Origin of the sequence: Proteinivorax tanatarense (assembly GCF_040267685.1) — a bacterium.
GTDB lineage: Bacteria > Bacillota > Proteinivoracia > Proteinivoracales > Proteinivoracaceae > Proteinivorax > Proteinivorax tanatarense.
On sequence record NZ_CP158367.1, the window covers coordinates 2,327,769 to 2,353,189 of the forward strand.

Here is a 25,421-nt window from a genome sequence, read left to right on the forward strand (position 1 = left end):
TTTTAGTCAATAAATATTATCATAGGTACACCTAGTATTTTATCTCCATCTATTACATTTACAACCAACTCATGGACTCCCGGCTCCAATTTATCTGTCTGAGCCTGAAGATTAAACTGTATTTCTTGAGTTCTACCACTTTGAATATTGAGGTTTCTACTGTTCATAACCTTTAACCCTTCAGGCTCACCTATTATTTCTGTTTCTAAACCAAATCTATGCCTCTGTGGATGTAAATTTTGTATCTCTATCTTAAGTTGCATAACATGAGTGCCACTATCTGCCTCTATTCTTCCGTAAGAATTACTTGTAGTTTTTACCAAAGCATTAGTTTGAAGCGCTTTGTTAACTCTTATACTTCCTGCCCCTTGTGCAATTAGTGGGTAAGGATCCCCACATTGCTTATATAGTCTTTCAGCTGTATTCATGAGTGCCGCCTTAACTTGATTAACATTCCAATTTGGATTTGCTTCAATAAGTAAAGCTGCTGCTCCAGCTACATGTGGTGCTGCCATACTCGTACCTGAAAATGTTGAGTACCCATGGGGATCATCAGGATTATGAGTGGGAATTGTGCTAATTATGTTTGCACCAGGAGCGGAGACATCAGGTTTAATCATCCAATTCTTTTGTACTGGTCCTCTTGAAGAAAAATCAGTAACTCTCTCTCCAATATAATCAACAGGTTCCATTTCTATAGTTACAGTATCTTTTCCATCCTCTATCTGTGAGAGCATTTTTTCTCCTTCTGCTAGACTGAGAGTTAATGTGGGAAGTGCCATATGAGGTATTGTTACATCTAAGTCATCATCCTGATCATTATAGATAATAGCAGCCACTGCACCAGCTTCCTTGGCATTTTTTACTTTATCTACAAAAGGTATCTCACCACGCCGTATAAGTGCTACCTGTTCTTCTACATCTACATCTAAGAAATCTTGACTTCGTCCTAACCCAACATAAGAAAACCCATAAGTATTCCCGCTAATATTGTTAATATCATCTTCATTATTAAATCCCATAACCTTTACACTGCTATATTCTACGTTTTCACTTGTAAATATTGATGCTGAATAAATTTTAGTAGGCAACTCCGTGGCTCCAACTGAAACTGCTTTACGAGAAGTAGCTGGGGAGCCAACTGTTCCTTTATCTGGTCCGCTGTTACCGTTAGCAGCTATTGCAAATACTCCAGCTTCCATAGCTGTATCTAAGGCCAAACTTGTCACAAAGTCTGGGTCATTGAGCTGGTTGCCAAGAGATAAATTCATAACATCAGCTCCATCCTTAACTGCTTGCTCTATTCCAGCTACAATGTTATCTGTTGTACCACTTCCCATTGGCCCAAGCACCCTATATGCTAAAAGATTTGCATCTGGAGCTACTCCTTTAATAGCACCATTAGCTGCAATACTACCAGCTACATGAGTTCCATGATTTGTTTCGTAGGGAGGATAATCTGGTGGCCACCATCCGGATGGCGGCTGTGTCTCTTGTGGATCATCATTGTCATCTACAAAATCCCAGCCTTTATATTCTCCAAATGCGTGTTCTAAATCTGGATGTGTATAATCTACTCCCGTGTCAATTACTGCTATTGTAACACCTTCTCCTGTTATTCCAAACTCTTCCCAAACCATATCTGCCTGTATATGTGACACACTGTCTAGCATCTTGGGATTTGTAAACTCTTTTTCAACTTCTGTATAGTTGACTTGATGTTCTACGTTCGGGTAAATAGCTTTTATCCCATTGATCTCTGCCAGTCTAGGTACCAACTTTGCAGGTAACTCCACAGAAAAACCAGAAAAGACATACTCATATTCTCTGTTTACAACTACATTATCCCCCAGTTCACTAATTACATTATCTATTATTTTAGTTCTAGCATTTAATAACTCAACTTCTGAATATTCATCTTCCTTTTGCTGCCCCTCCAAAATAGATAATTCTTCAAGCTGAGCTATTACCGTTACATCTTCAGAGCTGTTAACGTCAAAATCTCCTATAACTTCTACTGCTTGTACACTTATTGGAAAACTATGTGTTGTAAATAGCAGCAAAATAAATAATAAAACCAAAGCCCGTGTTAATTTTTTTCTAAACATTTACATCCCTCCTTTTGATTGAAACGAAAGTTATCGTTTCAATTAAATTATATATATTCTGAATTTTTTATATAATAAGACTTTGGTCTTGAATTTCTTTATCGCTTTGCTACTTTAGTCTTGTACAATAACATATGCTTACAATCATACTATTATTTTTTAATCAATGACTATAGTATAAAAATAACAACTTAAGCAGATAGTAAAAAAAAGTATTAAAAAAGGAGGTGGATTAATTGCCTAACTCTAATGTCCCTGTTGTCAGCGCGTCAGAAGGAATAAAAGATTTATTTACCAGCGGTTATAATTTCATCAGTAGTAATACTGAACAACATGGCAGTGATATTTTTGAATTTGTCTTTATGGGCCAAAAGGTGGTTTGTATCAGCGGCGAAGCAGGGGCTAAGCTTTTTTATGATCCTGAAAAATTCCAGCGTACTGGTGCTATACCCATGCGCGTCCAAAATACTTTATTTGGTGTGGATGCCATTCACACTATGGATGGAGAAAGTCATTATCACCGCAAACAACTTTTTCTGTCGTTAACTAAAGACCAAGAGAAGAAAGTTTCCCAAATCATAACCAAAAATTGGGAATCACAGGTTAGCAGGTGGTTAAAATCAAATAACATTGTATTATTTGACGAAGCAAAAGACGTGTTGTGTAGTACCGCTTTTAATTGGGCAGGTATTATAATACCTGATAATGAAGTTAAAAAAAGAGCTGATGAACTTATCGCTATGGTTGATGCTTTAGGTGGACTGGGGCCAAGATATTATGTTGGGAAAGCATCGAGGCTTAAGACGGAAAAATGGATCATAAAGGTTATTGAAAACGTTAGAAGAGGTCGATTAAAAGCAAAAGAAGGCACTCCTTTATATGAACTTTCTTTTTATAAAGAATTAGATGGCAAAGAGCTAAGCAGTCAAATGGCTGCAGTGGAACTTTTAAATATCATTAGACCTATGGTCGCTGTTTCTATACTTATAACTTTTGCTGCGTTAGCGTTGTATGAAAACCCAGAACATAAAAAAAAGTTGCTGTTAGACAGCAACTTTAAAAACATGTTTGTACAGGAGGTTAGGAGGCACTATCCCTTTGTACCTGTTTTAGGGGCAAGGGTGCGTAAAGGATTTAACTGGAAAGGTTATGAGTTCAAAGAAAAAATGTTAGTTGTTTTAGATGTGTATGGTATAAATCACGACCGTAGAATCTGGGATAATCCCCATAAATTTTATCCGGAAAGATTTAATAACTTTGAAAATAGCTTGTATAATTTTATCCCCCAAGGAGGGGGAAATCCCTCCATAACCCACCGCTGCCCCGCTGAGAAGATTACTCTAGAAATAATGAAGGCTACTTTAGATTTTCTAGTAAATAAAATATCCTACGACGTGCCAAAGCAAGACTTAAGCTATAGCCTTAAACGAGTTCCATCTTTACCTAAGAGTGGATTTATTTTTACCAACGTTACTTGGAAGTAACTGATTATATGATTCTAAAATAGAATTCATCTCTGCCAAAAAAATACTGCTTTAAACTTGACTATTGCGGGGCTTTGAAGTTATAAACAGGTTTGAGCCTTTCAATTATTTCAGCCGTTGGGCTAATATTGTCCACAATTACGTCACTGGATTTGTAAGCTAGAGGACATTCATCTATAGTTTTTCTATTGACCGAAGTTGTATAAATACCTTGCATCATTTGTTTATATTGTTTTATATTTAATGTCTTTTTAGCCTTTTTGCGGCTCATTATCCGTCCTGCTCCATGGGGAGCGGAAAAATTCCATTGGGGATTCCCTTTTCCTAAACAAATAAGACTACCATCCTTCATGTTTAAAGGAACTAAAAACTTTTCTTCTTTTTTGGCAGAAACGGCTCCTTTTCTCAGTATCATATCATTTGTATCTATATAATTGTGTATGGTTTTAAACTGCTCAACTATTTCTAGCTTCATATTATTTGTTATTTCTTCTACTATTGCTTTGCGATTTAAATCAGCAAAATTTTGAATAATTCTCATATCATTAAGATAGTCCTCAAACTGTTTCCCCGATAAATAAGCTAATTCTTTAGGAATAGAGCTATTTTTACTTAATAAATTTGCTGCTTTTTTCTGGTATATTCTAGCTACTTCGTTACCTATGTGCCGACTGCCAGAATGTACTACTAAGTAAAGATTTTTTTGGGCATCTTCATTTACTTCTATAAAATGATTTCCTCCCCCTAATGTCCCGATACTCAGCTTTGCCCGCTTTAAGTTAACCTGTTTTTTAACCTTTAGGTTTTCTAAGTTAATCCTTGAGCTAAAGAAATGCTCTTTTTTTCTAATGTTAAACCCAGACGGAATTTTTGTGCTGATAATATCGTCTAACTTTTTAAAATCAATACTCTTTTCCTTAAGCTTAACTACCTCCATACCACAGCCTATGTCTACACCTACTAAGTTGGGAACAACTTTATCCTCTATTGTTAAAGTTGTTCCTATAGCACATCCTGCCCCACAGTGAACGTCAGGCATTATCCTAATTTTGCTTTCTTTTATAAATTCCTGGTCACAGAGTGTCTTTATCTGTTTTTTAGCATCCCCTTCAACATCGGCAGCGAAAACAATGGCTGTGTTAAAATCACCTATAATTTTTTGCATTGTTTCACCTCTTTTTTAGTTATTCCTCTTCTTCCTGTTCCTCATCATCACTCTCTTCAATATAGTCCACGTTGTTTTTAGGAACTTCTAGATACGTCAAAGTAGATTCTGTAATATTTTTAAACAATGGGCCAGCAATTTGTGATGCCCATCTTCCTGTAGATGGCTCGTCCACCATAACGTATACCGCAATTTGGGGGTCTTCTACAGGAGCAAATCCTACATAGGATGCAATTATCGCTCCTTCCTTGTACCCTCCTTCTGGAGCCACTTTTTGGGCAGTGCCAGATTTCCCCGCTACATTATAACCATCTACCGCGACACTTGTTCCATCAATAACTTCCTGAAGAATCTCCTTTGAAATATCCGCAGTTTCTTGAGAGTAAACAGTTCTTATAACCGTGGGTTCATTGGATTTAGCTACCTTCCCATCTCGGTCTCTAAACTCTTTAGCAATATATGGTTGCATTAACTGACCACCGTTAGCAATGGCAGAGACTCCCATAATTTGCTGGATAGGAGTTACAGAATTTCCCTGACCAAAAGAAGAAACAGCAAGGTCAACTTTGCTCATTGTTGCAGGATCAAATAAAAGTCCAGTTGCTTCGCCAGGCAAGTCGATCCCTGTCCTTTGCCCAAAACCTAGACCATGTATATAGTTAAAAAGGGTATCTTTCCCTAACTCTAAACCTATATCAACAAATGCAGTGTTGCTGGATTTTACTACAGCTTGTGTAAAAGTCTGTTCACCATTTGCCTTTCTATCCCAATTTCGAATTCTAACGCCCAAAACTTCGGTATATCCTTTGCAGATATAAGTATCTGTCGGTTTAAATACATTTTCCTCTAATCCAGCAGCCATAGTAGCTATTTTAAAGGTCGAACCTGGTTCAAAACTATTTGTTATAGCGGCATTTCTCCAGGCTGAACTAGGATAATTATTAAAGTTTTCAGGTTCAAAATCCGGTGCGTTGGCCATTGCTAAAATTTCTCCAGTATTGGGATCCGCAACAATTACCGATACGCTTTCCGGTTCAAATTCTGACATGGTTTTTTTCATCTCAGTTTCTACTATATGTTGTATATAATGATCTATTGTTAGGGTAAGATCTAAACCATGGGTAGGCTCTTTATATGTAATTTCTCCACCGGGAAGTTTTCTACCACTGGCATCAGCGCTGTGCAGAGATACCCCTGGCACTCCAGCCAATTCACTTTCATAGTAAGCTTCAATACCTTCTAAACCCTCATCTGTTCCCACAAACCCCAAAACATGGCTAGCCAGACTACCGTGCGGATAAAATCTTTTGCTTTCATCAATAGTTTTTATGCCTGGTATATCAAGGTCTTTAATTTGCTCTGCTACTTGATCATCTACCATTCTTTGAAGATAAACTTCTGATGAATTACTTGTCAAACGATTGTATATGGTTTCATTTTCCAATTCTAACAAAGGACCCAACTGTTCTACCGTCTCTGAGGGATTCTCAATCTGAGATGGTATTGCAACTATTGTTTCAGCTGAAGCACTTCCAGCCATTAGTTTTCCATTTGTGTCATATATTTGTCCCCGCTGAGGCTGTAGCATCACCTCATTATACCACTGCCTTTCAGCTTTTTCTAGATATTGGGCACCTCCAACAAACTGAACCCAAAATAGCCTAGTGGTCAACAAACCAAACATAATTAGAAAAATAATAAATGCAGCTTTTGCTCTTTTATTTAGCATCTCTTCAAATTTGTTGTCCAATTTTAAAACACCCACCTAGCAAAAATTTTCTTGGTGCTATATTAGAGAAATTGTAAGTAGCGAAATCTCTACAATTATATAATAACATAGTGAAAGAAATATTTTTACTTTTTTTAAATAAAACCAGCTTTTTAGGGAAAAACTCAATTTGAAAGTACCTTGACAAAATTCTTTGTTATTAGTATGTTATATTTAATAATAAAATAAAAAGATTAGGCAATGCTTACCCAAAAAGGTACAACCCATTCGGTTGTACCTTTTTTAAACTTGATAAAAGAGGTGTATACTTATGATAAAAGAGGCGGTTTACCATCGTCCCAAAAATGAATATGCTTATGCAATAGATGAAAAATCTGTTCATATCAAATTAAAAACAAAAAAGAATGATGTGCAAAAAGTTACTCTTATATTTGGAGACCCGTATGACTTTGATTCTAACCAAAACTCTTGGATTTCCAACAGTACTGATATGTGGTTTAATGGCAGTGATGATTTGCATGATTATTGGATTGCAAAAGTAACTACTAAACACAGGCGACTAAGGTATGGTTTCCTTTTAGAAAACCCAATTCAATCCATCTATTATACCGAAAGGGGCTTTTATAAAAAAGCCCCAAGTGATGCAAGTTATTACTTTTGCTTTCCTTATATTAATAAAGTGGATATTTTTTCACCCCCCGATTGGGTTAGTTCAACAGTATGGTATCAAATTTTCCCTGAAAGGTTTGCCAATGGCAATCCTTCGATTAACCCGAAAAATTCACTTCCATGGAATAGTCGTAGGCCAAGTCAAAAAAGCTATTACGGTGGCGATTTTCAGGGTATTATGGATAAATTAGATTATATAGCTAGTTTGGGAGTTACAGGTCTATATCTTACTCCAATTTTTAAAGCCCACTCTAATCATAAGTATGACACTATAGACTACATGGAAATCGACCCACAGTTTGGTGATAAGGATACCTTTAAAAAATTGGTACAAAAATGCCATGCAAAAGGGATTAAAGTAATGCTAGATGCTGTTTTCAATCATAGTGGGCTTTACTTTCCTCCATTTCAAGATGTCATTAAAAACGGAGATAACTCACCCTACAAAGATTGGTTTCACCTACACAACCTACCATTAAAAACAGATTTTCTTGCCAACTATGATACTTTTGGATACGTTCCAACAATGCCAAAACTAAATACAGAAAATAAAGAAGTAAAAGCTTACTTACTTAACGTAGCTAAGTATTGGATTGAAGAGTTTGACATAGATGGATGGAGGTTAGATGTTGCTAATGAAGTTGATCATGCTTTTTGGCGAGATTTTAGAAAAGTTGTTAAAGAAGCTAAACCAGACGCTTATATTTTAGGAGAAGTATGGCATGATGCTATGCCTTGGCTTTTAGGTGATCAGTTTGATGCAGTAATGAATTACCCCTTAACTACTGCCATTACAGAATATTTTACGACGAACAACATTAACAAAGCTGAGTTTATGAATTCAGTAAACAAGATATTAAACATGTATCCCGAAACAATAAATAGTGTTCAATTTAATTTGTTGGGGAGCCATGATACAGCTCGTATTTTAACATTAAGTAACTCAAATAAAGAGAAAGTTAAGCTTCAAATGCTAATGCAATTTACCATGCCAGGAACACCATGTATATATTATGGTGATGAAATCTCAATGGAAGGTGGAGAAGATCCTGATTGTAGAAGGTGCATGATATGGGAAGAAAAAAAACAGGATAAAGAAATGTTAGGTTTTGTCAAAAAAATTATATCATTAAGAAAACAGTTCAAAGTTTTTAGGACAAACAATAACTTTGCTTTTCTATCTCCAAAAGATAGAAATAATATAATTAGTTTTACTAAAAGCATTGCTGATCAAGAATTATTGGTTGTGCTCAATAATAGCGAGTTTACAGAGAAATTCAAACTTCCAAATAAGTATAATCAACAAAAAGTGTTAGACCTGATAATGGAGGATGAGAGAACCTTATCTGATACCATATCCCTTCCATCATACGGCTTTGCTGTGTACCTCATTGAAAAGAAATAAAGAGGAACAAAATATTCCTCTTTATTTCTTACCGTGAAAACCTTTTATTTTGTTTTCTTTATCTAACGATATTCTTTGACCATATGCAGCTTTAGAGAATATTTTTTCTGCTTCTGCTAAAGAAAAACCCTTAAATGTCATTTTTTTAGGGTCTGCTTCTCCCATGTTACTTTTATGTAAAGCGTATAAATACCGAACTCCTTGAGGTAAAAAACCCAATAACCTTGCACCTATTGCGTCAGCTGCTACGGAATCATTGGATACTATTATTAACCCGTCAGTATCTACAGGCTTTCCTCCCGATGGTCCTAAACCTACCATTGCTTTATCGGCACTTACTATAGCTATATGAATCGGTATTTTTTTTGCCATCGCTATAATAAAACCATGTAAATCTTCATGAATACCCGTTTTCTTTTTAGGAAATCCATGCATTTCAGCCGGCGGCCAACCCAAGGTTATATTTTTTATTGATGCACTTATAGTAGCTTCTTCGTGGTGTTTAAGCTGAGTAAAACTTATAAGAACGTCAAACTCATTAATCAGCTTGTTAATTTTAGTTTCTTTAATTATATCATGATCTAGTTGCACATCTGTGTAAGGCCCAAAATTTAAGTCAACAAACTCTATTTCTTCACTTTCTATTACTTTATCATATCCTACAGATTCAAAAACTTTTTTTGTATCATCTCCTCCTGAGCCCGTTGCAACAGTTATTTTACTAGGTTCAAACTTTTTTATATGCTTTATTAACTTTTGTAAAGTTTTAGGACCTACTACTGTACCTGCTGAAGGCGACTCTGATTTTACCCAATTAGGGGTAATTACTACTCTATCTCCTTTTTTGATTATTTCATTGGCAGGCAATAGATCTAAGCCCTCTTTTAAAGATTGTCCTTCTGTGTCTTCTCTTGTTAAGCAAACGGTTGGTTTGGTTATTTTTCTAGGAATCATTAGCTCTCCTTTTTTTATTAATTATTTTAATCAAATTATTCTTATAGCTTATATAATCGCAGTTAAAAAGGGGTTAGTTATAGATATTTGAATATCTACTAATAAATATTGACTGATGTAAATTACAAAAAATGCTGCTATAAAATGAGCTACTTCACCAAAAACTTCCTCTTTTCAACATTAGTAAATTCCATTCCATAGGCAAAAATCACCTGTACAAAACCGACTACTATCACCTGCAAATAACTGTACTGTAGTCCAACAAGATCGTTGGAAATCAACACTGTAAATTAATTTCATCAGCATCCACCCATAAAAAATACCTCACTATATAGTTAGTTTATCCTATTGTTGGTATAATAAAGCGAAAACTTCATTTCTTTAACTAAGTTAATTATACTCCCCCTTCTTTTTCTTTGTTAAAATTTTGAATAGGGTATAAGCAGTTACATGCCACAAAAAATAAGCAGTGTCAAAATGACACTGCTTATTTTTTAGTTTGTTATTAACGACTCCATAAGACTTTTTGAAATTTTAACAGCATCTTCTCTATCTTTTGCTGGAGCTGAGAGTATTATCCCTTCTTCATTATCCCATTCACCATTTTCAAATATGGCAATTGTGAATTCTTTAAATCTATCTAAGGAATAAATTTTTCCAAAACTTTTAAAATCTTCACTTTCATCATCGAAAGTAACCAATATTTCGCCTTCCTTATCTACATAACTATTAACCTGCGAAAGTTTTTCATCGCCTATATATATTGTACCTTGGAACTGATCATTTTGAAATAATCTCCGAGTATACCACCCGTCTATTTTTATAGCAACTCTTTTTTCTTCACTGGCATCATCCAGCCGGTATTTTAAACCTGTAAATTCTTTTTTTATTTCATTAGGAAAACTATAGATAGCTAAAACAATTATAAGTGCTACAACAACTAAAATTAATGTTTTTTTATCTTTCAAGTTTATCTCAGCTCCTTCCTTATAGCTTTAGCATAATATGCAATTTGCTTTTAGTCAATATAAAAATGGCACCTAACCTATACTAAAATAACAAGTGAGCAATTAAAGCTATAATTGGTAAGGAAATCAAAGTCCTTTGAATAAATATCAAAAATAACTCAAATAAGCTAATTGGAATCTTTGAGCCTAAAATAACACCACCAACTTCTGATATATAAATCAGTTGGGTAACAGATACACACGCTATCACAAACCTAGTTAGTTCTGATTCTATACTACTTCCTAAAATTGCAGGCAAAAACATATCTGCAAATCCTACAATAAGAGTTTGAGAAGCTTCGGTAGCTTCTGGTATACGAAGCAAGTTAAGAATTGGAATAAAAGGTGCTCCTAAAATAGTAAATAACGGGGTAAATTCCGCTATTATTAGAGCTATTGTTCCGAAAGCCATTACAACAGGCAACACTCCTAACCACATATCTAAAACATTATTTAAACCTTTTTTGATATAATAAATCAGCCCTTTACTCTGAGATGCTTTCTTTGTGGCTTGCAATAAACCCCAAGTAAAACTGTTATATGTTTTAGATTCGGCTTTCTCCTCTTGCTTCTCTCTACAACTATAATAGCTATCTTCCTTTTTCGATAAAGGGGGAATTCTAGGGAGTATAAGAGCGGAAATAAAACCTGTTAGTGCTACCGTCATATAAAAAGGAAGAAACATATGAGACAGTTCTACCTGTGCTATTACAACCCAGCTAAAGGTAATAGAAACAACAGAAAATGTTGTACCTATCACTGATGCCTCCCTCTTCGTATAATATCCTTCTTCATACTGTTTGGAGGTAAGCACAACACCTATGGTGCCATCTCCTAACCAAGAAGCCATACAGTCTATAGACGACCTACCTGGCAAAGTAAAAACCGGTCTCATAATTTTGTTTAATATACTTCCTACAAATTCTAAAAGACCAAACTCCATTAGCAATGGAATAAAAAATCCTGCAAAGACAAAAACTGTAAATAGTATTGGAGCTAAATCATATAACAAAAGTCCCCCTGTATATTCCGACCATATAAATTCAGGTCCTAAGTTAAGTAAAACTAACAAGGATAATACTGCACCTACAATCCTTATAGCCAGCCATGATTTTGATAAATCAAAAAGTTTTGACATGGCAGCTGAACTAAAATTTATTTTTTTATGTTTATATAGCACACTTAGCACAGCAGAAATTAATACTATAAGAGTTACCGCTTGTGGTAGAATATTCATAAATAAGTCGATAAATCTGTCTGTTAGAAGAGCAATTGGTATCGTTAGTGAGCCGTTCTGGGGAATAGGAGTCATAAACAGTAAAATCCCTAAACCAGATGGAATTAAAAATTTTAATAAATTATTTAATTTAATTTTGTCCATTGAACTTTTATTTTTTTCGCTAATAATTATCATCTTCCCCTTTTCCTTATAATTTGTTGATGTTAAAAAAATTTACTTAGGCCTAAGTAAAGAAAAACAAACAACCCGTCTCTTTGAAAAACAAAGAGACGGGTTGTTATCCGTGGTACCACTCTAATTATTAACACATTGTGTTAATCACTTTACTACCTATAACGTTGGTAATCCGTGCCTTTTTATTTTATAAGGCAACCTCAAGGACTCTTTTCGATATAATTAGGCTGCGAATCTCCCACTCTACATTCGCTCGCTGGAACCGTCATTACACTTACTATTCCTTTCGTAGGTGTGTAAAAGTTATTTAAAATATAAAATTATATTGTTAATGATTATATAGACTTTCTCCTTAACTGTCAATATACTTTTTAAAATTTTATTTTTTCCTTATTTTATGTTACTTTTTTCGTTATAATATAATCATATTAAAATATAAGGAGGTTAATTATTTTGTGCACAAATATCGTAAATGGTGAATGCAATGTCCAATTTCTATTTAATAGTGGCTTTTTAATAGAAACTAAAAACAACATTCTAATCTTTGACTGCTGTAAAAAAAGCAGGTTTATCACTGATGAATTATTATCTACCAAAAAAGTCACTGTCTTTGTTAGCCATAAACACAGCGACCACTTTAACCCGATAATTTATGATTGGTCTAAAAGGCATAGCATACAGTACGTAGTCCATGAAGATGTGGATAAACACCAAGGAAATAAGGTGCATACTGTTCAACCAGATCAACATTTTTGTCTAGAAGACATATCTATTAAAACATTAGGTTCCACAGACTGTGGTGTTTCTTTTTTGGTAGAAGTTGATGGAGTTACCCTTTTTCACAGTGGAGATCTCAATTGGTGGAAATGGGAGAAAGATTCCCGTGAAATTCAGGCTAAAGAAGAAGCTGATTATAAAAAAGAACTAAAGAAGCTTTCAAATAAAAAAATAGATATAGCTTTTATTCCAGTTGATCCAAGACTAGGTGAATTTTATCATCTTGCTGTTCAATACTTCGCCAAAAATATTACAGTTAGCACTATATTCCCAATGCATTTTACCCAATCTCCAAAGGAGGTTGAATCTTTAGCCAAAAAATGGGGGAAATATAACCTCAAACCAAAGTTTATTCCCTTACTTAAAGAAGGTGATAGCGTAAGGTGGATCAGAGAAAGCCCGTGCAAATGATATTAAATCTTTTAGTAGGTATAGGCCTTAGTACTGCCGCTGGTTTACGGGTATTTACTCCTTTTTTAACCATAAGCATCGCTAGTTACTATGGTGTTATTGTGCCACCTGAAAGCTTAGAATGGTTAGCAACCAACCAAGCAGTTATTGTGCTTTCTGTCGCTACTATCTCAGAACTTATAGCATATGAGGTGCCATGGTTTAATAATTTACTTAACTTAATTAGCATTCCCTTCGCTACAATTGCGGGAATAATTATTACAGCATCATTTTTAACGGATGCTTCTCCACTACAACAATGGTCTTTATCAATAATTGCCGGTGGAGGAACAGCTTTAACAGCAGATTTGTTCAGCAATACTGCTCATGTTGCGTTAACAGCCACCTCAGGAGGAACAGCAAACCCTATATTTTCTCTTATTGAATCTGCATTAACCATAGCAATCTCCGTAGTAGCGATAATAGCAATTACAGTACCAGTTGCCTTAATTTTAGTACCTATACTTTTTAAGCTGATAAAGTGGGTAGGAGACTTTTTTCACCCATCTCAAAACATTAACTAAAAGTAATGGTTAAACCCATTACTTTTTTTGTGGATAAATCTGCTTTTCAAAATGTCATTATTCTTCAACCACTTTGTTAACAACTTTTTCAGCCAAAGGAATAAAAACATTTGCCAATGGTATAGAGATTGCAATCCCCACTATTGCAGACTTTAAAAACTGCCAAAAAAAACCTTCCACAAAGCCATGATTAATGATAACCATAATAAAGGCCATAGGCACTGAAATAAATACAGCAGCTAGACAAGAAAATAACACACCTTTATATTTCTTTTTAATTTTCATGCTTATCCCCTTTCTTAAGCTTATATTTTAAAATTATATAGTATTTTAAAGATACACGATTGCTTTTTTAGCTCTAATTATCTTTGATAGCAGGCAATTCTAAATTCTGAGGAATATCTTACTTAGTTAAAATTAAGTCACAACACTATCATTGTTTTTGTCGTAAGTACCAAGTCATTACTTGATTTTCCTCAAAAGTATTTTGTATTTTTTCATAGTCATGAAAAGTGACTGCAAAGCTTAAAGCAGGTCTTTTACTCATTCTGCTCATTATAAAAGGCTTTTTATATAAGTTAAGTTGGCCATAATCTTCTCCTTTTTCAATAAATTCATACCAGTCAATTTTATCAAATTTAATGTATTCTGCACCTATTACCCCAAGCTCAGTTACTTTAATTTTAAATAAAAATCTAGTTCCAATAAGTGCCAGTCCTGTCAATGACACTAGCCCAGAAAGCACGTTAGAAAAACTATGTATATATTTAGTTAATATTCGATATTTATCTATTTCACCTTTATGATACAGTTCCGCTTTTAATTCAGTTAAATAGTCCACATCCATTAACCTGAATAAACTATCTATTTGCCCTGATTCGATTAGTGGATAAATTGATTTAAGGTTATCAAAGTTTGGATAAATAAATATAAAAGCATAAGCTCCCAGACCTATAACCCACAAGATTAGCCTATATCTTGGGAGAATTTTATTTGATGGTATAAACTCCTCAGCTACAAGATCATAGTTTATACTTATTACCTTATTTCGTAACATAATGTAAATTAAAGAACCCCAGCCACAAATTATTAAAGCTAAGACAAAATAAACAAAAAACACTTTAATCCCCCTTAGTTTATATTTTCTATATAAGCTCCACGCAACCATTTAACAGGTTTATTTTTAATTTTATCTATACTTTACTTTCTACTAAATTTTAGGCTCTCCTGCTACCTTTCCAAAAAACTTAAAGGCCTTCTATAATTTATCTACGATAATTTTCTAAAAAACTATATCACTTTAACTGACACAGTTTTTTTATAGGTTAATACTTTTTATAGATAGTTATATTAAAACTCTTATCTTTTATAAGGATTAAACAAACTAATTCTGTTATAACAGATTGAAGCATAAAATAAAACAGATTAATACAGCTTGTTAAAATGGTAATTAAATTTAAAACAGAGTATTGCAAAATAGTAAAACACGTTTTATAATATACCTAAGAAATTAATTTAACAAAAGAGTAGATAATAAATATTTAATCTTATTATTTAATAACAAATTTTAAGGGGGTTGCTTATATGAATTCACATTGGAAAGGTTTTAAATACGGTAGCTGGAGTGAGGAAGTAAACGTTAGGGACTTTATACAAAAGAACTATACTCCATATAAAGGGGATGATAGTTTCTTAACTGACCCTACAACAAAAACTGTTAATTTATGGAACAAAGCGATGGCTCTTTTAAATAAAGAAAACCAAAAAGGCATTTTAGACCTAGACACAAAAACAGTGTCAGGTATTGATGCCTTCGAACCTGGTTACTTAGATAAAGAAAACGAACTAATTGTAGGCTTTCAAACAGATGAGCCGTTAAAAAGAATGGTAAACCCATTCGGAGGGATCCGTATGGCTGTTTCTGCTGCGGAAAGCTATGGCTACAAAGTTGATGAGAAAGTTGAACACACTTTTACTGCTCATCGTAAAACCCACAACCAAGGAGTGTTCGATGTTTATACTCCTGAAATTAAGCTTGCAAGAAAAGCTGGTGTTGTTACAGGCTTACCTGATGCCTATGGAAGAGGGAGGATAATTGGTGACTATCGTAGATTGCCTCTCTATGGTTCTGACTTTTTGATAAATCAAAAGCAAAAGGAAATTTCTCAACTTGTAGGGCCAATGTCTGAAGATGTTATTAGACTTAGGGAGGAATTAACAGAACAACTCCGTGCTCTAGAACAACTTACTGACATGGCTGCAAACTACGGCTATGATGTTGCCGAGCCAGCCTCAAATGCAAAAGAAGCTGTACAGTGGCTATATTTCGCTTACCTTGCGGCTATTAAACAACAAAATGGTGCCGCTATGTCATTAGGCAGAGTTAGCACATTTTTAGATATTTATATCGAAAGAGATCTCCAAAATAACACTCTTACTGAAGAGCAGGCTCAAGAATTGATTGACCAATTTGTTATGAAGTTACGGTTGGCAAGACATCTAAGGACCCCCGACTATAACGAGCTTTTCGCTGGCGACCCCACTTGGATTACAGAAGCCATTGGTGGGATGGGTGTTGATGGTCGTACTTTAGTTACTAAAAATAGCTTTAGATTTCTAAACACCCTAGTAAATCTAGGACCAGCACCGGAACCCAATATGACGGTCCTTTGGTCACAGAATTTACCGGAAAATTTCAAGGAGTTTTGTGCTAACTTATCTATAGAAACTGATTCTATTCAGTACGAAAATGACGATCTTATGCGAACAGAGTTTAGTGACGATTATGGCATTGCTTGCTGTGTATCTGCTATGAAAATTGGAAAGCAAATGCAGTACTTTGGAGCAAGGGTCAACCTCGCTAAAGCATTGTTATATGCTATAAACGGTGGCGTCGACGAGAAAATGAAAGTGCAAGTTGCTCCAAAACAAGAATTACCTAAAGGTGAGTTTTTAAATTATGATGATATTATTAACAAGTTTGACAATGTTATGGACTGGCTAGCAGAAATCTATGTAAATACCATGAATATTATTCATTACATGCATGACAAATATGCTTATGAGTCTTCTATGCTGGCGTTACATGATAAAGATATAGAAAGGCTTATGGCTTTTGGTATAGCAGGGTTATCGGTAGTCAGCGATTCCCTAAGTGCAATAAAATATGCTAAAGTTAGACCTGTTAGAGAAAATAACATTACAGTTGACTTTCAAACCGAAGGTGATTACCCTAAGTTTGGTAATGACGATGAAAAAGTCGATGAAATTACCATTGATATTGTAAATAGATTTATGAGTAAGTTGCGTAAACACAAAACATATCGTGACTCCAAACACACACTTTCTATTCTAACAATAACTTCTAACGTGGTTTATGGTAAGAAAACTGGTTCTACCCCCGACGGCAGAAAAGAAGGAGAACCCTTTGCACCAGGTGCTAATCCAATGCATGGAAGGGATAAAACAGGAGCATTAGCCTCATTGAACTCAGTGGCTAAAATACCTTATTCTCAGTGTATGGATGGAGTTTCAAACACATTTACCGTAGTACCAGACAGCCTAGGCAAAGATAAACACCAAAGAATAACAAACCTTGTTTCAGTTCTAGATGGTTATTTTGTTCAAGGTGCCCACCACTTAAATGTAAATGTTTTAAACAAGGAAACCTTAAAAGATGCAATGGCCCATCCTGAAAAATATCCTTCTTTAACAGTCAGAGTATCTGGATATGCAGTAAACTTTAATCGCCTTACAAAGTCTCAGCAACAAGAAGTAATTTCAAGGACATTTCACCAGAGGATATAGATGACAACAGCAAAAGTCCACTCTATAGAAACTATGGGACTAGTGGATGGACCTGGTGTAAGAACGGTTATATTTCTACAGGGCTGTCCGTTAAGGTGTATATACTGTCATAACCCAGATACATGGAATATGGCCTATGGAAAAGAAATGACTGTAAATGAGCTAATTAAAATGGTTAAAAGATATAAATTTTATTATAAGGATAGTGGAGGGGTAACTGTATCTGGTGGTGAGCCATTATTACAGCCGGTATTTTTGAAAGAGTTTTTCAAAGCTTGTAAAAATGAAGGTATAAACACAGCCCTTGATACATCAGGTCATGGTCTAGGAGACTATGAGGAAATCCTAAAATACACTGATCTAGTTCTGCTAGATATAAAGGCTACAAATAAAGATAAATATAAAGAAATTGCTGGGCAGAATAGTGATAAATTTTTTAGCTTTTTATCGTCGGTTAAACAAAGTAAAACAGAAATATGGGTTCGCCACGTTTTAGTGCCAAATGTTAATACAGGCGAAAGCAATATAGAGGAATTAGCAGAGTTTATTAATACTATCCCCAATGTAAAAAAAGTGGAGCTTCTTCCATATCATAATCAGGGGGTTGAAAAGTATAATTCTCTTAATATTGAGTACCCATTAAAGCATACTAGTTCATTAGATGAGGAAAGTTTACAATACTTTAATAAAATATTGAATAAGCATTTAGCCGCTAAAAAAGACAAGTATAGTAAAACAGGCTAAAAAATCCCCCTATAGATTGCTCTATAGGGGGATTTGCTATTTATTCTTCAGAATTACTAGTTTTATCTTCAAGCCTTTTTAACATGTTGGAAGCAAACTGCCTTCCTCCGATACCAAAGGCTACCGCAAACGCTATAGCTAATGCTCCTAGTATTATAATAAAGGCTGCATTTACTATAGAAGGGGCAATTCCCAACTGACTTAGAGCCATAAAAGCGGCTACGACGATAATTGTTGTTTTTGCTATAAGAGCTGAGAACTTAGAATTTGGGGCATTTTTCCCAATTAACGCCTCCACCCATGTAGCAAGGAAAAGGGCAGCTCCCATAATAATTATAGCGCTGATGGCAAATGGAAGATAAGCGATAATACCTTGTCCAACTGTTTGTAGAACTTGAAGCCTTAGAACATTGATTGCTTCCACAACAAACAGTAGACCTACGATATATTTTACAATTTCTCCTATGGCTTTAGATAGAGAAAAATCTTTAAGCTTATTTTGTTCTTCTGGAATTATTTTTCTTACAATATTATCAGTTCCAATACCAGATAAAACTTCTGCAAGTAATTTACCAACTATTTTTGCTACATAAACGCCAATGAAAACTATAGCTATAGCAACAAAAATGTTTGGCAAAAATACTATTATCCTGTCTAACATTGCTACTGCAGGATCTGAAATTGCTGCTATGTTAAGAACTTGTAGCGCTGATGTTATCACAGGTATTAAAATAAGTACATATACAATATAAGATATTACCGAAGATATTTGAGCATCTTCAGTCGAAGTTATTCCCGCTTTTTCTTGTAGCTGATCTACTTTAGCTCTCTTAAGCACAGGAACAAGAAGTTGGCGTATAATTTTAGCAATAAATATACCTACCGCAAGTATAATAGAAGCTGCTATTATATTGGGTATGTAATCTAAAAACTGAGTTACTACCATAGTAATTGGCTGTGCTGCATCATGTAAACCTAATTGATTTAATACTTCTGGTAAGAAAAGTAAAAACACAATAATATAAACCAATTTACCAATAAAATCTAAAGAACTACCGGTCTCTTCATCTTTCAAACCTAGCTTATCTGTGTGTTTTTCCAGCTCCATCTTTGTAATAACTTTTAGTACAATTCTCCTAGCTAAAGATGAAACAACAAATGCTAGCACTAGCAATAGAATAGCAGGTACTATTTGTAGAGCTACCTCCGTTAGAGAATCCAAGAAATTTTCCATATTATAACCTCCTGTTAATATAATGGTAACTATTAGCATTATACAATAAACCGACAAAATTTGCAAGGTAAATAGGGATTATTGCGAATATTCTATGATAATTAAAAGGCTAAATTTGCAAATACAGGGGCCAATAACACTGTTAAAAGTCCTGCTATAACGATAGAAACGCTACTCATTGCTCCTTCAATTTCACCTAACTCTAGAGCTTTAGAAGTTCCCATAACATGGGAGGACGCACCAATTGCTAAGCCAACTGCAATAGGTTCTTTTATTTTAAATAACTTGCAAACACCTACAGCTATAATATTTCCTAGCACACCTGTAAGAATAATTGCTGATACAGTTAAAGTAACTATTCCTCCAAGTTCTTCAGAAATACCTATGCCAATAGCAGTGGTTATAGACTTAGGTAGTAAGGTTACAAGTTGTTCATTAGTTAACTGAAAAATCTTAGATAACAAAGTTACACTTATTAAACTAGAAAAAACACCCGTTGTTATCCCCACTGATAACGCTACAAAGTATTTCTTTAGTAAATGTAGTTGCAAGTAAAGAGGCACAGCAAGGCATACAGTGGCTGGAGTCAATAGATAGCTAAGATATTTTGCTCCCTCGTTATAGCTTTCATAATCTATATTAAATACAAGTAAAGTCAATATAACAAAAGCTATCGAGATTAACAATGGGTTTAAAATACCCCACTTAAACTTAGAGTTTACCCATAACCCTAAACAATATCCAACTATACTAACCGTTACACCAAAATATATAGAAGCGCTTAATATTTCACTCATTTAACTTCTCCTTTTCTCTTAAAACTATATATTGAGTTACTTTACCTGTAGTTACCATAACAATTATCGTAGTTAAACTTATTATAACAGCCAGTGGAAGAAAAATAGCTCTAATTTCATCCCATACAGTGATCATTCCTACCGATGCTGGAATAAACAGAAGAGGCATTATTTTTAGTAAAAAGTTGCTAATAACTTTTATCTTTTCTAACTTTATAATTTTAGTTTCTAAACAAATTAGCATTATAATAAGTCCATAAACACTGGCAGGAATCGGTAAAGGTAGTGTAATATAGATTAGCTCGCCTACAAAAGTCACAAAAAAAATAATGCCAAGGCCGTATATTAGATTCATTAAAACATCCCTCCATTTTATATCTACTTTATAAATATATCTTTTATAATTTAGTCCAGACTTAGTTAATTTGTATATACAAAATTAAACTTAAACAACTAACAACCAGTATAGACTTTACCACTGGTTGTTAGTATAAAATCCTGGATATGCCCCTCTTTGTTTACATAACCTATAAACTACCTAATTTTAATATCACCAGTCCCTACCTCTAGTATTACTCTTACTTTGTCATCACCTATAGAGGCATTTAATCTATCCGAAATAAATTTCCCATTAGAATCTTCATAATCAAAGTCAAATCGATTACTTATGGAACCTACTCCAGTCTTAGCTTCTACTTTCAGCTCTGATTGTTTAGGTATTACAAATTTTAATGAACCTACTCCTAATTTAGCAAAACTTTCTCCAACATTTTCTGTATAGATATTGATATCTCCTACTCCATTTTTGATTTCAAGGTACTGATAGGAACTTAGATAGCAGTTAATAGTCCCTACCCCGTTTTTTATTTTAAAATCATTGTCATAACTGGCTGGAACTTTTATATTTAACTCCACATTTGATATGTTTCCTGAAAGGCTTTTATCTCTTTTGTCAACTTTACCCTCAATCTTTATCTCCCTAGTATTTTTATCAACTTCTAAAGACGATCTTTCATAAGCATTATAAACAATCTTAATATCATTACCATCATAGTACTCTATATTAACATCCCCTACAGAGTTTACAATTTTGATACTATTTATGTTCTTATTCAAATTTATTTCATCTTCCCTAATCTTTCTCTCTCCTAAACTATGATGACTTGACTCTGAATTGATGTTGCTTGAAAACTTACCATGCATTAAATGCTCTGAATTCAATGCAAGCATAAGTCCACCTACACCAAACCCAATTACCATCAAACCCAATAAAAGTATAACAACCAACTTAGTATTATTAAGTTGCATTATCCTCACCCGCCTTCTTGACTATTGAAATATTTGCTTGTAGATACTTTAAAGTTAAACTAAATAAAAGCTGACCTAACTTAATAACCCCTATAATAAGAAGTAATCCTAAAGCCATAGTTCCTATCCCCAATGAGAAAAGTGTAATTCTCCCAGCAAGCCCTTCTATTAAAAAAGGTATTCCCAGTAAGCTAAGGTTAAAAGGTAAAAAAACCTGAAATAGCATAGCTCCTCCTGAAAAAGCAATCGCCAGTGAGGCCATAAAAAAGGCAAATAGAGTGGCTACTATGGCTATATAAAAACCTAATACAAATATAAGGTTAAATAATCCTAACGCTAACCCTGCTAGGATCGCTTTTATTAAATGGATCGGTCTTCTGCTAGTTTTTGCTGTCATTAAAGCATTCTCGTATTTATATTGGGCTGCTATTGTCTCTGGGTTTCCCAGGCTTTCTGCGATTTCCTCTTCATTTTTACCTTTTTCTTTTCCTACAGAAAAGTGTTCTTCATAATCATAGGTGATTTCATCTATTGAATCATTATCCAGTCCTCGAAGTTTAGTGCGGAGCTTAGCTAAAAATTCATTCTTTTTCATTCGTCTCAACTCCTTTTATTTCGATTTCTAGTATGTAATTAACATTACCTTGAAAATCATACCATTGTTTTTTTAATTCAAGATAATGAGATGTTCCCTCTTTTGTTATTCTATAATACTTTCTAGTGGGGCCTTCTGTGGATTGTTTAAGGTACGTTTCACAAACCCCCTCTTTTGTTAACCTTCGTAGTAAAGGATAAATAGTCCCTTCCGATACTTCTATACACCTTGATATAATTTCAACAATTTCATATCCATAGCAGTCTTTTTTATTTAAAAGAGACAAAACACAAAGCTTTAAAGCTCCTTTTTTAAACTGTGTTATCATCAATGCACCTTCTTTTTTATCCTTTATATTTATTATATAACACTCTACTGTGCTTTGCAAGGTACTATGCAATGAAACGAAATTTTCCTTCCGTTGGTAATTGATTGCTAATAAAGCTCCTTGGATTTTTCCCTTAAAAGAATAGCACAGTTAGTTATCTTCCTCAAAAAATCAAGTAAAAAAAGCCTACCTAATAGTAGACTTAATTTTAAAAAATATGTTAACCTATTCAGCCTTGGCTAGCATATCCGATGCTTTGTAGGAGCTTCTTACTAATGGTTCAGAAGCTACAAAAGTAAAACCTATCTGAAGTGCCTTTTCTTTATAAAGTTTAAATCTTTCCGGTGTTACATATTCGGCTACTGGATAATGGCTTTTACTTGGCGGGAGATATTGACCTACCGTCAAAAAGTCGCAACTGTAATTTTTTAAGTCTTTCATAGTTTTAGCAACCTCTTCGCAAGTTTCCCCTAGTCCAACCATTATTCCAGACTTAGTATATATATCAGAATCTAAGTTTTTAATTTCTTGAAGTACCTCTAGCGACCTTTGATAAACAGCTTGTGGTCTTACTGCATCATATAACCTTGGTACGGTTTCAATATTATGATTAATGATATCTGGTTTTGCTTCCACTACATATTTAATTGCATTTTTATCCCCTTTAAAATCTGGAATCAATACCTCTATTGCTATATTTTTATTTTTGTTTCTTAAAGCTTTTATAACTTTAGCAAAATGCATTGCTCCTCCATCTAACAGATCGTCCCTAGTAACTGAAGTTATAACTACATGCTTTAACCCCAACTCTGTAGCTGCTATTGCAACATTTTCAGGCTCATTTTCATCAACTTCTTCTAAGTGATTGTTAGAGACATTACAAAAACTGCAGTTTCTAGAGCATTGGCTTCCAAGGATCATAAAAGTTGCTGTTTTTTTACTAAAGCACTCAATTTTATTAGGACAATTCGCCTCTTCACAAACTGTGTTTAAAGATAACCGATTCAAAATATTTTTAACGTATTTATCTTTATGGGCATCATTTAATTTTACCCTAAGCCATTTCGGCTTTCTTTTTATATCCATTTTTCCCCTCCTCAACTTTGAAGCATTTCGTATCCAGTATAATTAAAATTCATACAAAAGTGCTTTAACGTTAAATTGTTAGCTTCTTTAAGGTCTACTTTTTGTCCTTCTAACTGTTCAACTGAAGTTACTCCCATCTCCGTTAAACCACAAGGGACAATGAGCTTAAAATGCTCCAAATTCGTATTTACGTTAAAAGCAAATCCGTGCATTGTCACCCCATGTTTCACCGCTATCCCAATAGCTACAACCTTTTGATCTTGTACCCAAACTCCCCTATGCTTTTCGTGCCTAGTAGCTTTTATTCCATACTCTTTTATTAAAAGATCAATAAAAACCTGCTCTAATTTCTCTACAAATTGCCTTACCCCAAGATTATTATCTTCTAAGTTGAAAATTGGATATCCAACTAGCTGACCATCTCCGTGATAGGTCACGTCCCCTCCCCTGTTTGTTTCAAAAAGTTCTATTCCTTCTCTGTCTAAATAATCCTCTGAAACAATAATATTAGATTTTGAAGCATTTCTTCCTGTAGTTATAACGGGAGGATGTTCCACTAAAATCAGAGTATCCTCTATTTCACCCTTTTGCCTCTTCTTTAACATTTCTATCTGGATTTCCAACGCCTCTTTATAATGACATTTGCCTAGCGAAATAACTTTTAACTTTTCCTTCAAAGTAATTCCCCCAATATTATTAAATATAAAGTAATTATAACACTTTTATAAACTTATTTTAATACTGTTTTTACTCACAAAAAAAGAGCAAAAAATGAAACTTCTTGCTCTGCTTGTTTTATATAGTAAAGCTTAAACCAATGAGCATCAATACCTTTTTGATTACTATAAACTTTTGCAATCTGAATTTAGCTTTTTCATCATAAACTGTCGCAATTTTGCTTCGAAAGCTTCATTATCCTTTTGTTTTCTTTTTGCTGTTTTTGTATATTTTTTTTGCTTTTTCCGCATCTGCTGGTTGATATGTCTTTTCATTAACAATCCATCAATATTTTCGTTTGTAAAGAACCATCCATCTTGATGTATAACATATGCGCTTTTGCCAAGAGATAGTGCAGCTAATCCGTAATCTTGCGTCACAACTATGTCACCTTTGTTTGTGTGTTTTACAATAACATGATCTGCCATATCTTGATTAGCATCAACGGTTAAAATTTCTCCATAATCTTCATTTATATCATGATAGATATTTTTGACTAACAACAGGGGTACTTGAAACTCTTTTGCTAGTTTTACCACTTCTTTTCTAACTGGACAACCATCTGCATCCACAATAATCTTCATTTTTAGTCACCTATTTTCCCTACCTTAATTATATCATACATAATTTTGTAAAAACTAATTCTATTTAAAAAATAAGCTAATTGCTATAATCACTTATCAATTTGTACGCTTTATCTCTATCACTCCGTTTGACCTTGATAACGCCAGTGACTGCCTGTGAATTTTTCCCACTATGAAACCTTTGATTGCTAATTTTTAACTTGCATTTCACATCATTTTTCTTTAAAAAAGTATATATAGATTGAACTTCATATAAATTAGATTGGCTCCCTCCATACACATCAACCCAGTTTACTTTGTCAGAAATATAAATACCTATCCCTAAAATGAATACTATATAGTATAACAGTTCGGTTTTCAACTAACATCCCCCACATTTTACTAAAATATTTTAAGCCTAACCATTAATTATTTGCCCCTTCTGATATGAATTTGCCGATAGCTTCCTTCAGCTCATAATAAAATATTTAACCTAAATATGTGCCTTACTATTCGATATACTATGTTTTAAAGAGGCTATATACAGCACCTTGAA

General features: G+C 34.1%; 25 protein-coding genes and 1 other annotated feature. Of the genes, 6 read left to right on the top strand and 19 right to left on the bottom strand.

The genetic code is table 11. The annotated features are described in order from the left end of the window. Positions 1 to 2: 2 nt before the first annotated feature. On the bottom strand, positions 3 to 2,108 hold the full coding sequence (locus PRVXT_RS11470; protein ID WP_350343004.1) for a S8 family serine peptidase: 2,106 nt from the start codon (positions 2,106 to 2,108) through the stop codon (positions 3 to 5). Between the two features lie 236 nt (positions 2,109 to 2,344). Between PRVXT_RS11470 and PRVXT_RS11475 the strand changes: the two genes are divergently transcribed. Beyond that, positions 2,345 to 3,592, top strand: coding sequence for a cytochrome P450 (locus tag PRVXT_RS11475; RefSeq protein ID WP_350343005.1), 1,248 nt, complete (start codon positions 2,345 to 2,347; stop codon positions 3,590 to 3,592). 61 nt (positions 3,593 to 3,653) lie between these two features. Here PRVXT_RS11475 and PRVXT_RS11480 read toward each other — a convergent pair whose 3' ends face one another. Beyond that, positions 3,654 to 4,757: an RtcB family protein gene (locus tag PRVXT_RS11480; RefSeq protein WP_350343006.1), complete on the bottom strand. Its 1,104-nt coding sequence runs from the start codon at positions 4,755 to 4,757 to the stop codon at positions 3,654 to 3,656. Positions 4,758 to 4,776: 19 nt separating this feature from the next. Continuing rightward, entirely contained in the window at positions 4,777 to 6,507 is a 1,731-nt protein-coding gene (locus PRVXT_RS11485; protein ID WP_350343007.1) for a peptidoglycan D,D-transpeptidase FtsI family protein, read from the bottom strand. A gap of 289 nt (positions 6,508 to 6,796) precedes the next feature. Between PRVXT_RS11485 and PRVXT_RS11490 the strand changes: the two genes are divergently transcribed. Then, on the top strand, positions 6,797 to 8,560 hold the full coding sequence (locus PRVXT_RS11490; RefSeq protein ID WP_350343008.1) for a glycoside hydrolase family 13 protein: 1,764 nt from the start codon (positions 6,797 to 6,799) through the stop codon (positions 8,558 to 8,560). A gap of 21 nt (positions 8,561 to 8,581) precedes the next feature. On the opposite strand, the gene PRVXT_RS11495 is transcribed toward PRVXT_RS11490, so the two are convergent. The 4 genes from PRVXT_RS11495 to PRVXT_RS11510 form a co-directional block, all read right to left on the bottom strand. Further along, a complete protein-coding gene (locus PRVXT_RS11495) occupies positions 8,582 to 9,514 on the bottom strand; it encodes a DUF362 domain-containing protein (protein ID WP_350343009.1) in 933 nt (310 codons plus the stop codon). A gap of 149 nt (positions 9,515 to 9,663) precedes the next feature. Beyond that, complete coding sequence (locus PRVXT_RS11500) at positions 9,664 to 9,798, bottom strand: hypothetical protein (RefSeq protein ID WP_350343010.1); 135 nt, start codon at positions 9,796 to 9,798, stop codon at positions 9,664 to 9,666. Positions 9,799 to 10,008: 210 nt separating this feature from the next. After that, positions 10,009 to 10,482 (bottom strand): hypothetical protein, encoded by a 474-nt coding sequence (locus PRVXT_RS11505; protein WP_350343011.1) that lies wholly within the window; start codon positions 10,480 to 10,482, stop codon positions 10,009 to 10,011. A gap of 82 nt (positions 10,483 to 10,564) precedes the next feature. Further along, positions 10,565 to 11,935 carry a YjiH family protein gene (locus PRVXT_RS11510; RefSeq protein ID WP_350343012.1) on the bottom strand — a complete coding sequence of 457 codons (1,371 nt, stop codon included), beginning with the start codon at positions 11,933 to 11,935 and terminating at the stop codon, positions 10,565 to 10,567. An 88-nt stretch (positions 11,936 to 12,023) separates the two neighbouring features. Further along, positions 12,024 to 12,234, bottom strand: a binding site (T-box leader). 154 nt (positions 12,235 to 12,388) lie between these two features. Between PRVXT_RS11510 and PRVXT_RS11515 the strand changes: the two genes are divergently transcribed. Further along, positions 12,389 to 13,123 (top strand): MBL fold metallo-hydrolase, encoded by a 735-nt coding sequence (locus PRVXT_RS11515; RefSeq protein WP_350343013.1) that lies wholly within the window; start codon positions 12,389 to 12,391, stop codon positions 13,121 to 13,123. Then, entirely contained in the window at positions 13,120 to 13,686 is a 567-nt protein-coding gene (locus PRVXT_RS11520; RefSeq protein ID WP_350345154.1) for a DUF4126 domain-containing protein, read from the top strand. Before PRVXT_RS11515 ends, PRVXT_RS11520 begins: the two co-directional genes overlap by 4 nt. Before the next feature lie 57 nt (positions 13,687 to 13,743). Here the strand turns inward: PRVXT_RS11520 and PRVXT_RS11525 are convergent, their stop codons facing one another. Beyond that, positions 13,744 to 13,971, bottom strand: coding sequence for a DUF2798 domain-containing protein (locus PRVXT_RS11525; RefSeq protein WP_350343014.1), 228 nt, complete (start codon positions 13,969 to 13,971; stop codon positions 13,744 to 13,746). Positions 13,972 to 14,119: 148 nt separating this feature from the next. After that, positions 14,120 to 14,806 (bottom strand): hypothetical protein, encoded by a 687-nt coding sequence (locus PRVXT_RS11530; protein WP_350343015.1) that lies wholly within the window; start codon positions 14,804 to 14,806, stop codon positions 14,120 to 14,122. Positions 14,807 to 15,270: 464 nt separating this feature from the next. Between PRVXT_RS11530 and pflB the strand changes: the two genes are divergently transcribed. Both pflB and pflA read left to right on the top strand, forming a co-directional pair. Next, positions 15,271 to 17,493: a formate C-acetyltransferase gene (pflB, locus tag PRVXT_RS11535; RefSeq protein ID WP_350343016.1), complete on the top strand. Its 2,223-nt coding sequence runs from the start codon at positions 15,271 to 15,273 to the stop codon at positions 17,491 to 17,493. Further along, on the top strand, positions 17,494 to 18,237 hold the full coding sequence (pflA, locus tag PRVXT_RS11540) for a pyruvate formate-lyase-activating protein (RefSeq protein WP_350343017.1): 744 nt from the start codon (positions 17,494 to 17,496) through the stop codon (positions 18,235 to 18,237). It abuts the gene before it with no gap. A 40-nt stretch (positions 18,238 to 18,277) separates the two neighbouring features. Here the strand turns inward: pflA and PRVXT_RS11545 are convergent, their stop codons facing one another. The 10 genes from PRVXT_RS11545 to PRVXT_RS11590 all read right to left on the bottom strand — a co-directional run bounded on the left by PRVXT_RS11545 (position 18,278) and on the right by PRVXT_RS11590 (position 25,247). After that, positions 18,278 to 19,471, bottom strand: coding sequence for a mechanosensitive ion channel (locus tag PRVXT_RS11545; RefSeq protein ID WP_350343018.1), 1,194 nt, complete (start codon positions 19,469 to 19,471; stop codon positions 18,278 to 18,280). A gap of 101 nt (positions 19,472 to 19,572) precedes the next feature. Beyond that, entirely contained in the window at positions 19,573 to 20,268 is a 696-nt protein-coding gene (locus PRVXT_RS11550) for an LrgB family protein (protein ID WP_350343019.1), read from the bottom strand. Beyond that, complete coding sequence (locus PRVXT_RS11555; RefSeq protein ID WP_350343020.1) at positions 20,261 to 20,623, bottom strand: CidA/LrgA family protein; 363 nt, start codon at positions 20,621 to 20,623, stop codon at positions 20,261 to 20,263. Before PRVXT_RS11555 ends, PRVXT_RS11550 begins: the two co-directional genes overlap by 8 nt. A 179-nt stretch (positions 20,624 to 20,802) precedes the next feature. Beyond that, positions 20,803 to 21,576: a DUF4097 family beta strand repeat-containing protein gene (locus PRVXT_RS11560; RefSeq protein ID WP_350343021.1), complete on the bottom strand. Its 774-nt coding sequence runs from the start codon at positions 21,574 to 21,576 to the stop codon at positions 20,803 to 20,805. Continuing rightward, on the bottom strand, positions 21,566 to 22,171 hold the full coding sequence (locus PRVXT_RS11565) for an HAAS signaling domain-containing protein (protein ID WP_350343022.1): 606 nt from the start codon (positions 22,169 to 22,171) through the stop codon (positions 21,566 to 21,568). Before PRVXT_RS11565 ends, PRVXT_RS11560 begins: the two co-directional genes overlap by 11 nt. Continuing rightward, the gene (locus PRVXT_RS11570; protein ID WP_350343023.1) at positions 22,158 to 22,499 is read right to left on the bottom strand and encodes a PadR family transcriptional regulator; all 342 of its coding nucleotides are present in this window, start codon (positions 22,497 to 22,499) and stop codon (positions 22,158 to 22,160) included. The genes PRVXT_RS11565 and PRVXT_RS11570 overlap by 14 nt, the downstream gene beginning before the upstream one ends. A 225-nt stretch (positions 22,500 to 22,724) precedes the next feature. Then, positions 22,725 to 23,585 (bottom strand): lipoyl synthase, encoded by an 861-nt coding sequence (gene lipA / locus PRVXT_RS11575; RefSeq protein ID WP_350343024.1) that lies wholly within the window; start codon positions 23,583 to 23,585, stop codon positions 22,725 to 22,727. 11 nt (positions 23,586 to 23,596) lie between these two features. Further along, positions 23,597 to 24,262, bottom strand: a complete 666-nt coding sequence (gene lipB / locus PRVXT_RS11580; protein WP_350343025.1) for a lipoyl(octanoyl) transferase LipB — start codon at positions 24,260 to 24,262, stop codon at positions 23,597 to 23,599. A gap of 165 nt (positions 24,263 to 24,427) precedes the next feature. Further along, the gene (locus tag PRVXT_RS11585; protein ID WP_350343026.1) at positions 24,428 to 24,886 is read right to left on the bottom strand and encodes a YaiI/YqxD family protein; all 459 of its coding nucleotides are present in this window, start codon (positions 24,884 to 24,886) and stop codon (positions 24,428 to 24,430) included. A 76-nt stretch (positions 24,887 to 24,962) separates the two neighbouring features. Further along, complete coding sequence (locus PRVXT_RS11590) at positions 24,963 to 25,247, bottom strand: hypothetical protein (protein ID WP_350343027.1); 285 nt, start codon at positions 25,245 to 25,247, stop codon at positions 24,963 to 24,965. Between the last annotated feature and the right edge of the window lie 174 nt (positions 25,248 to 25,421).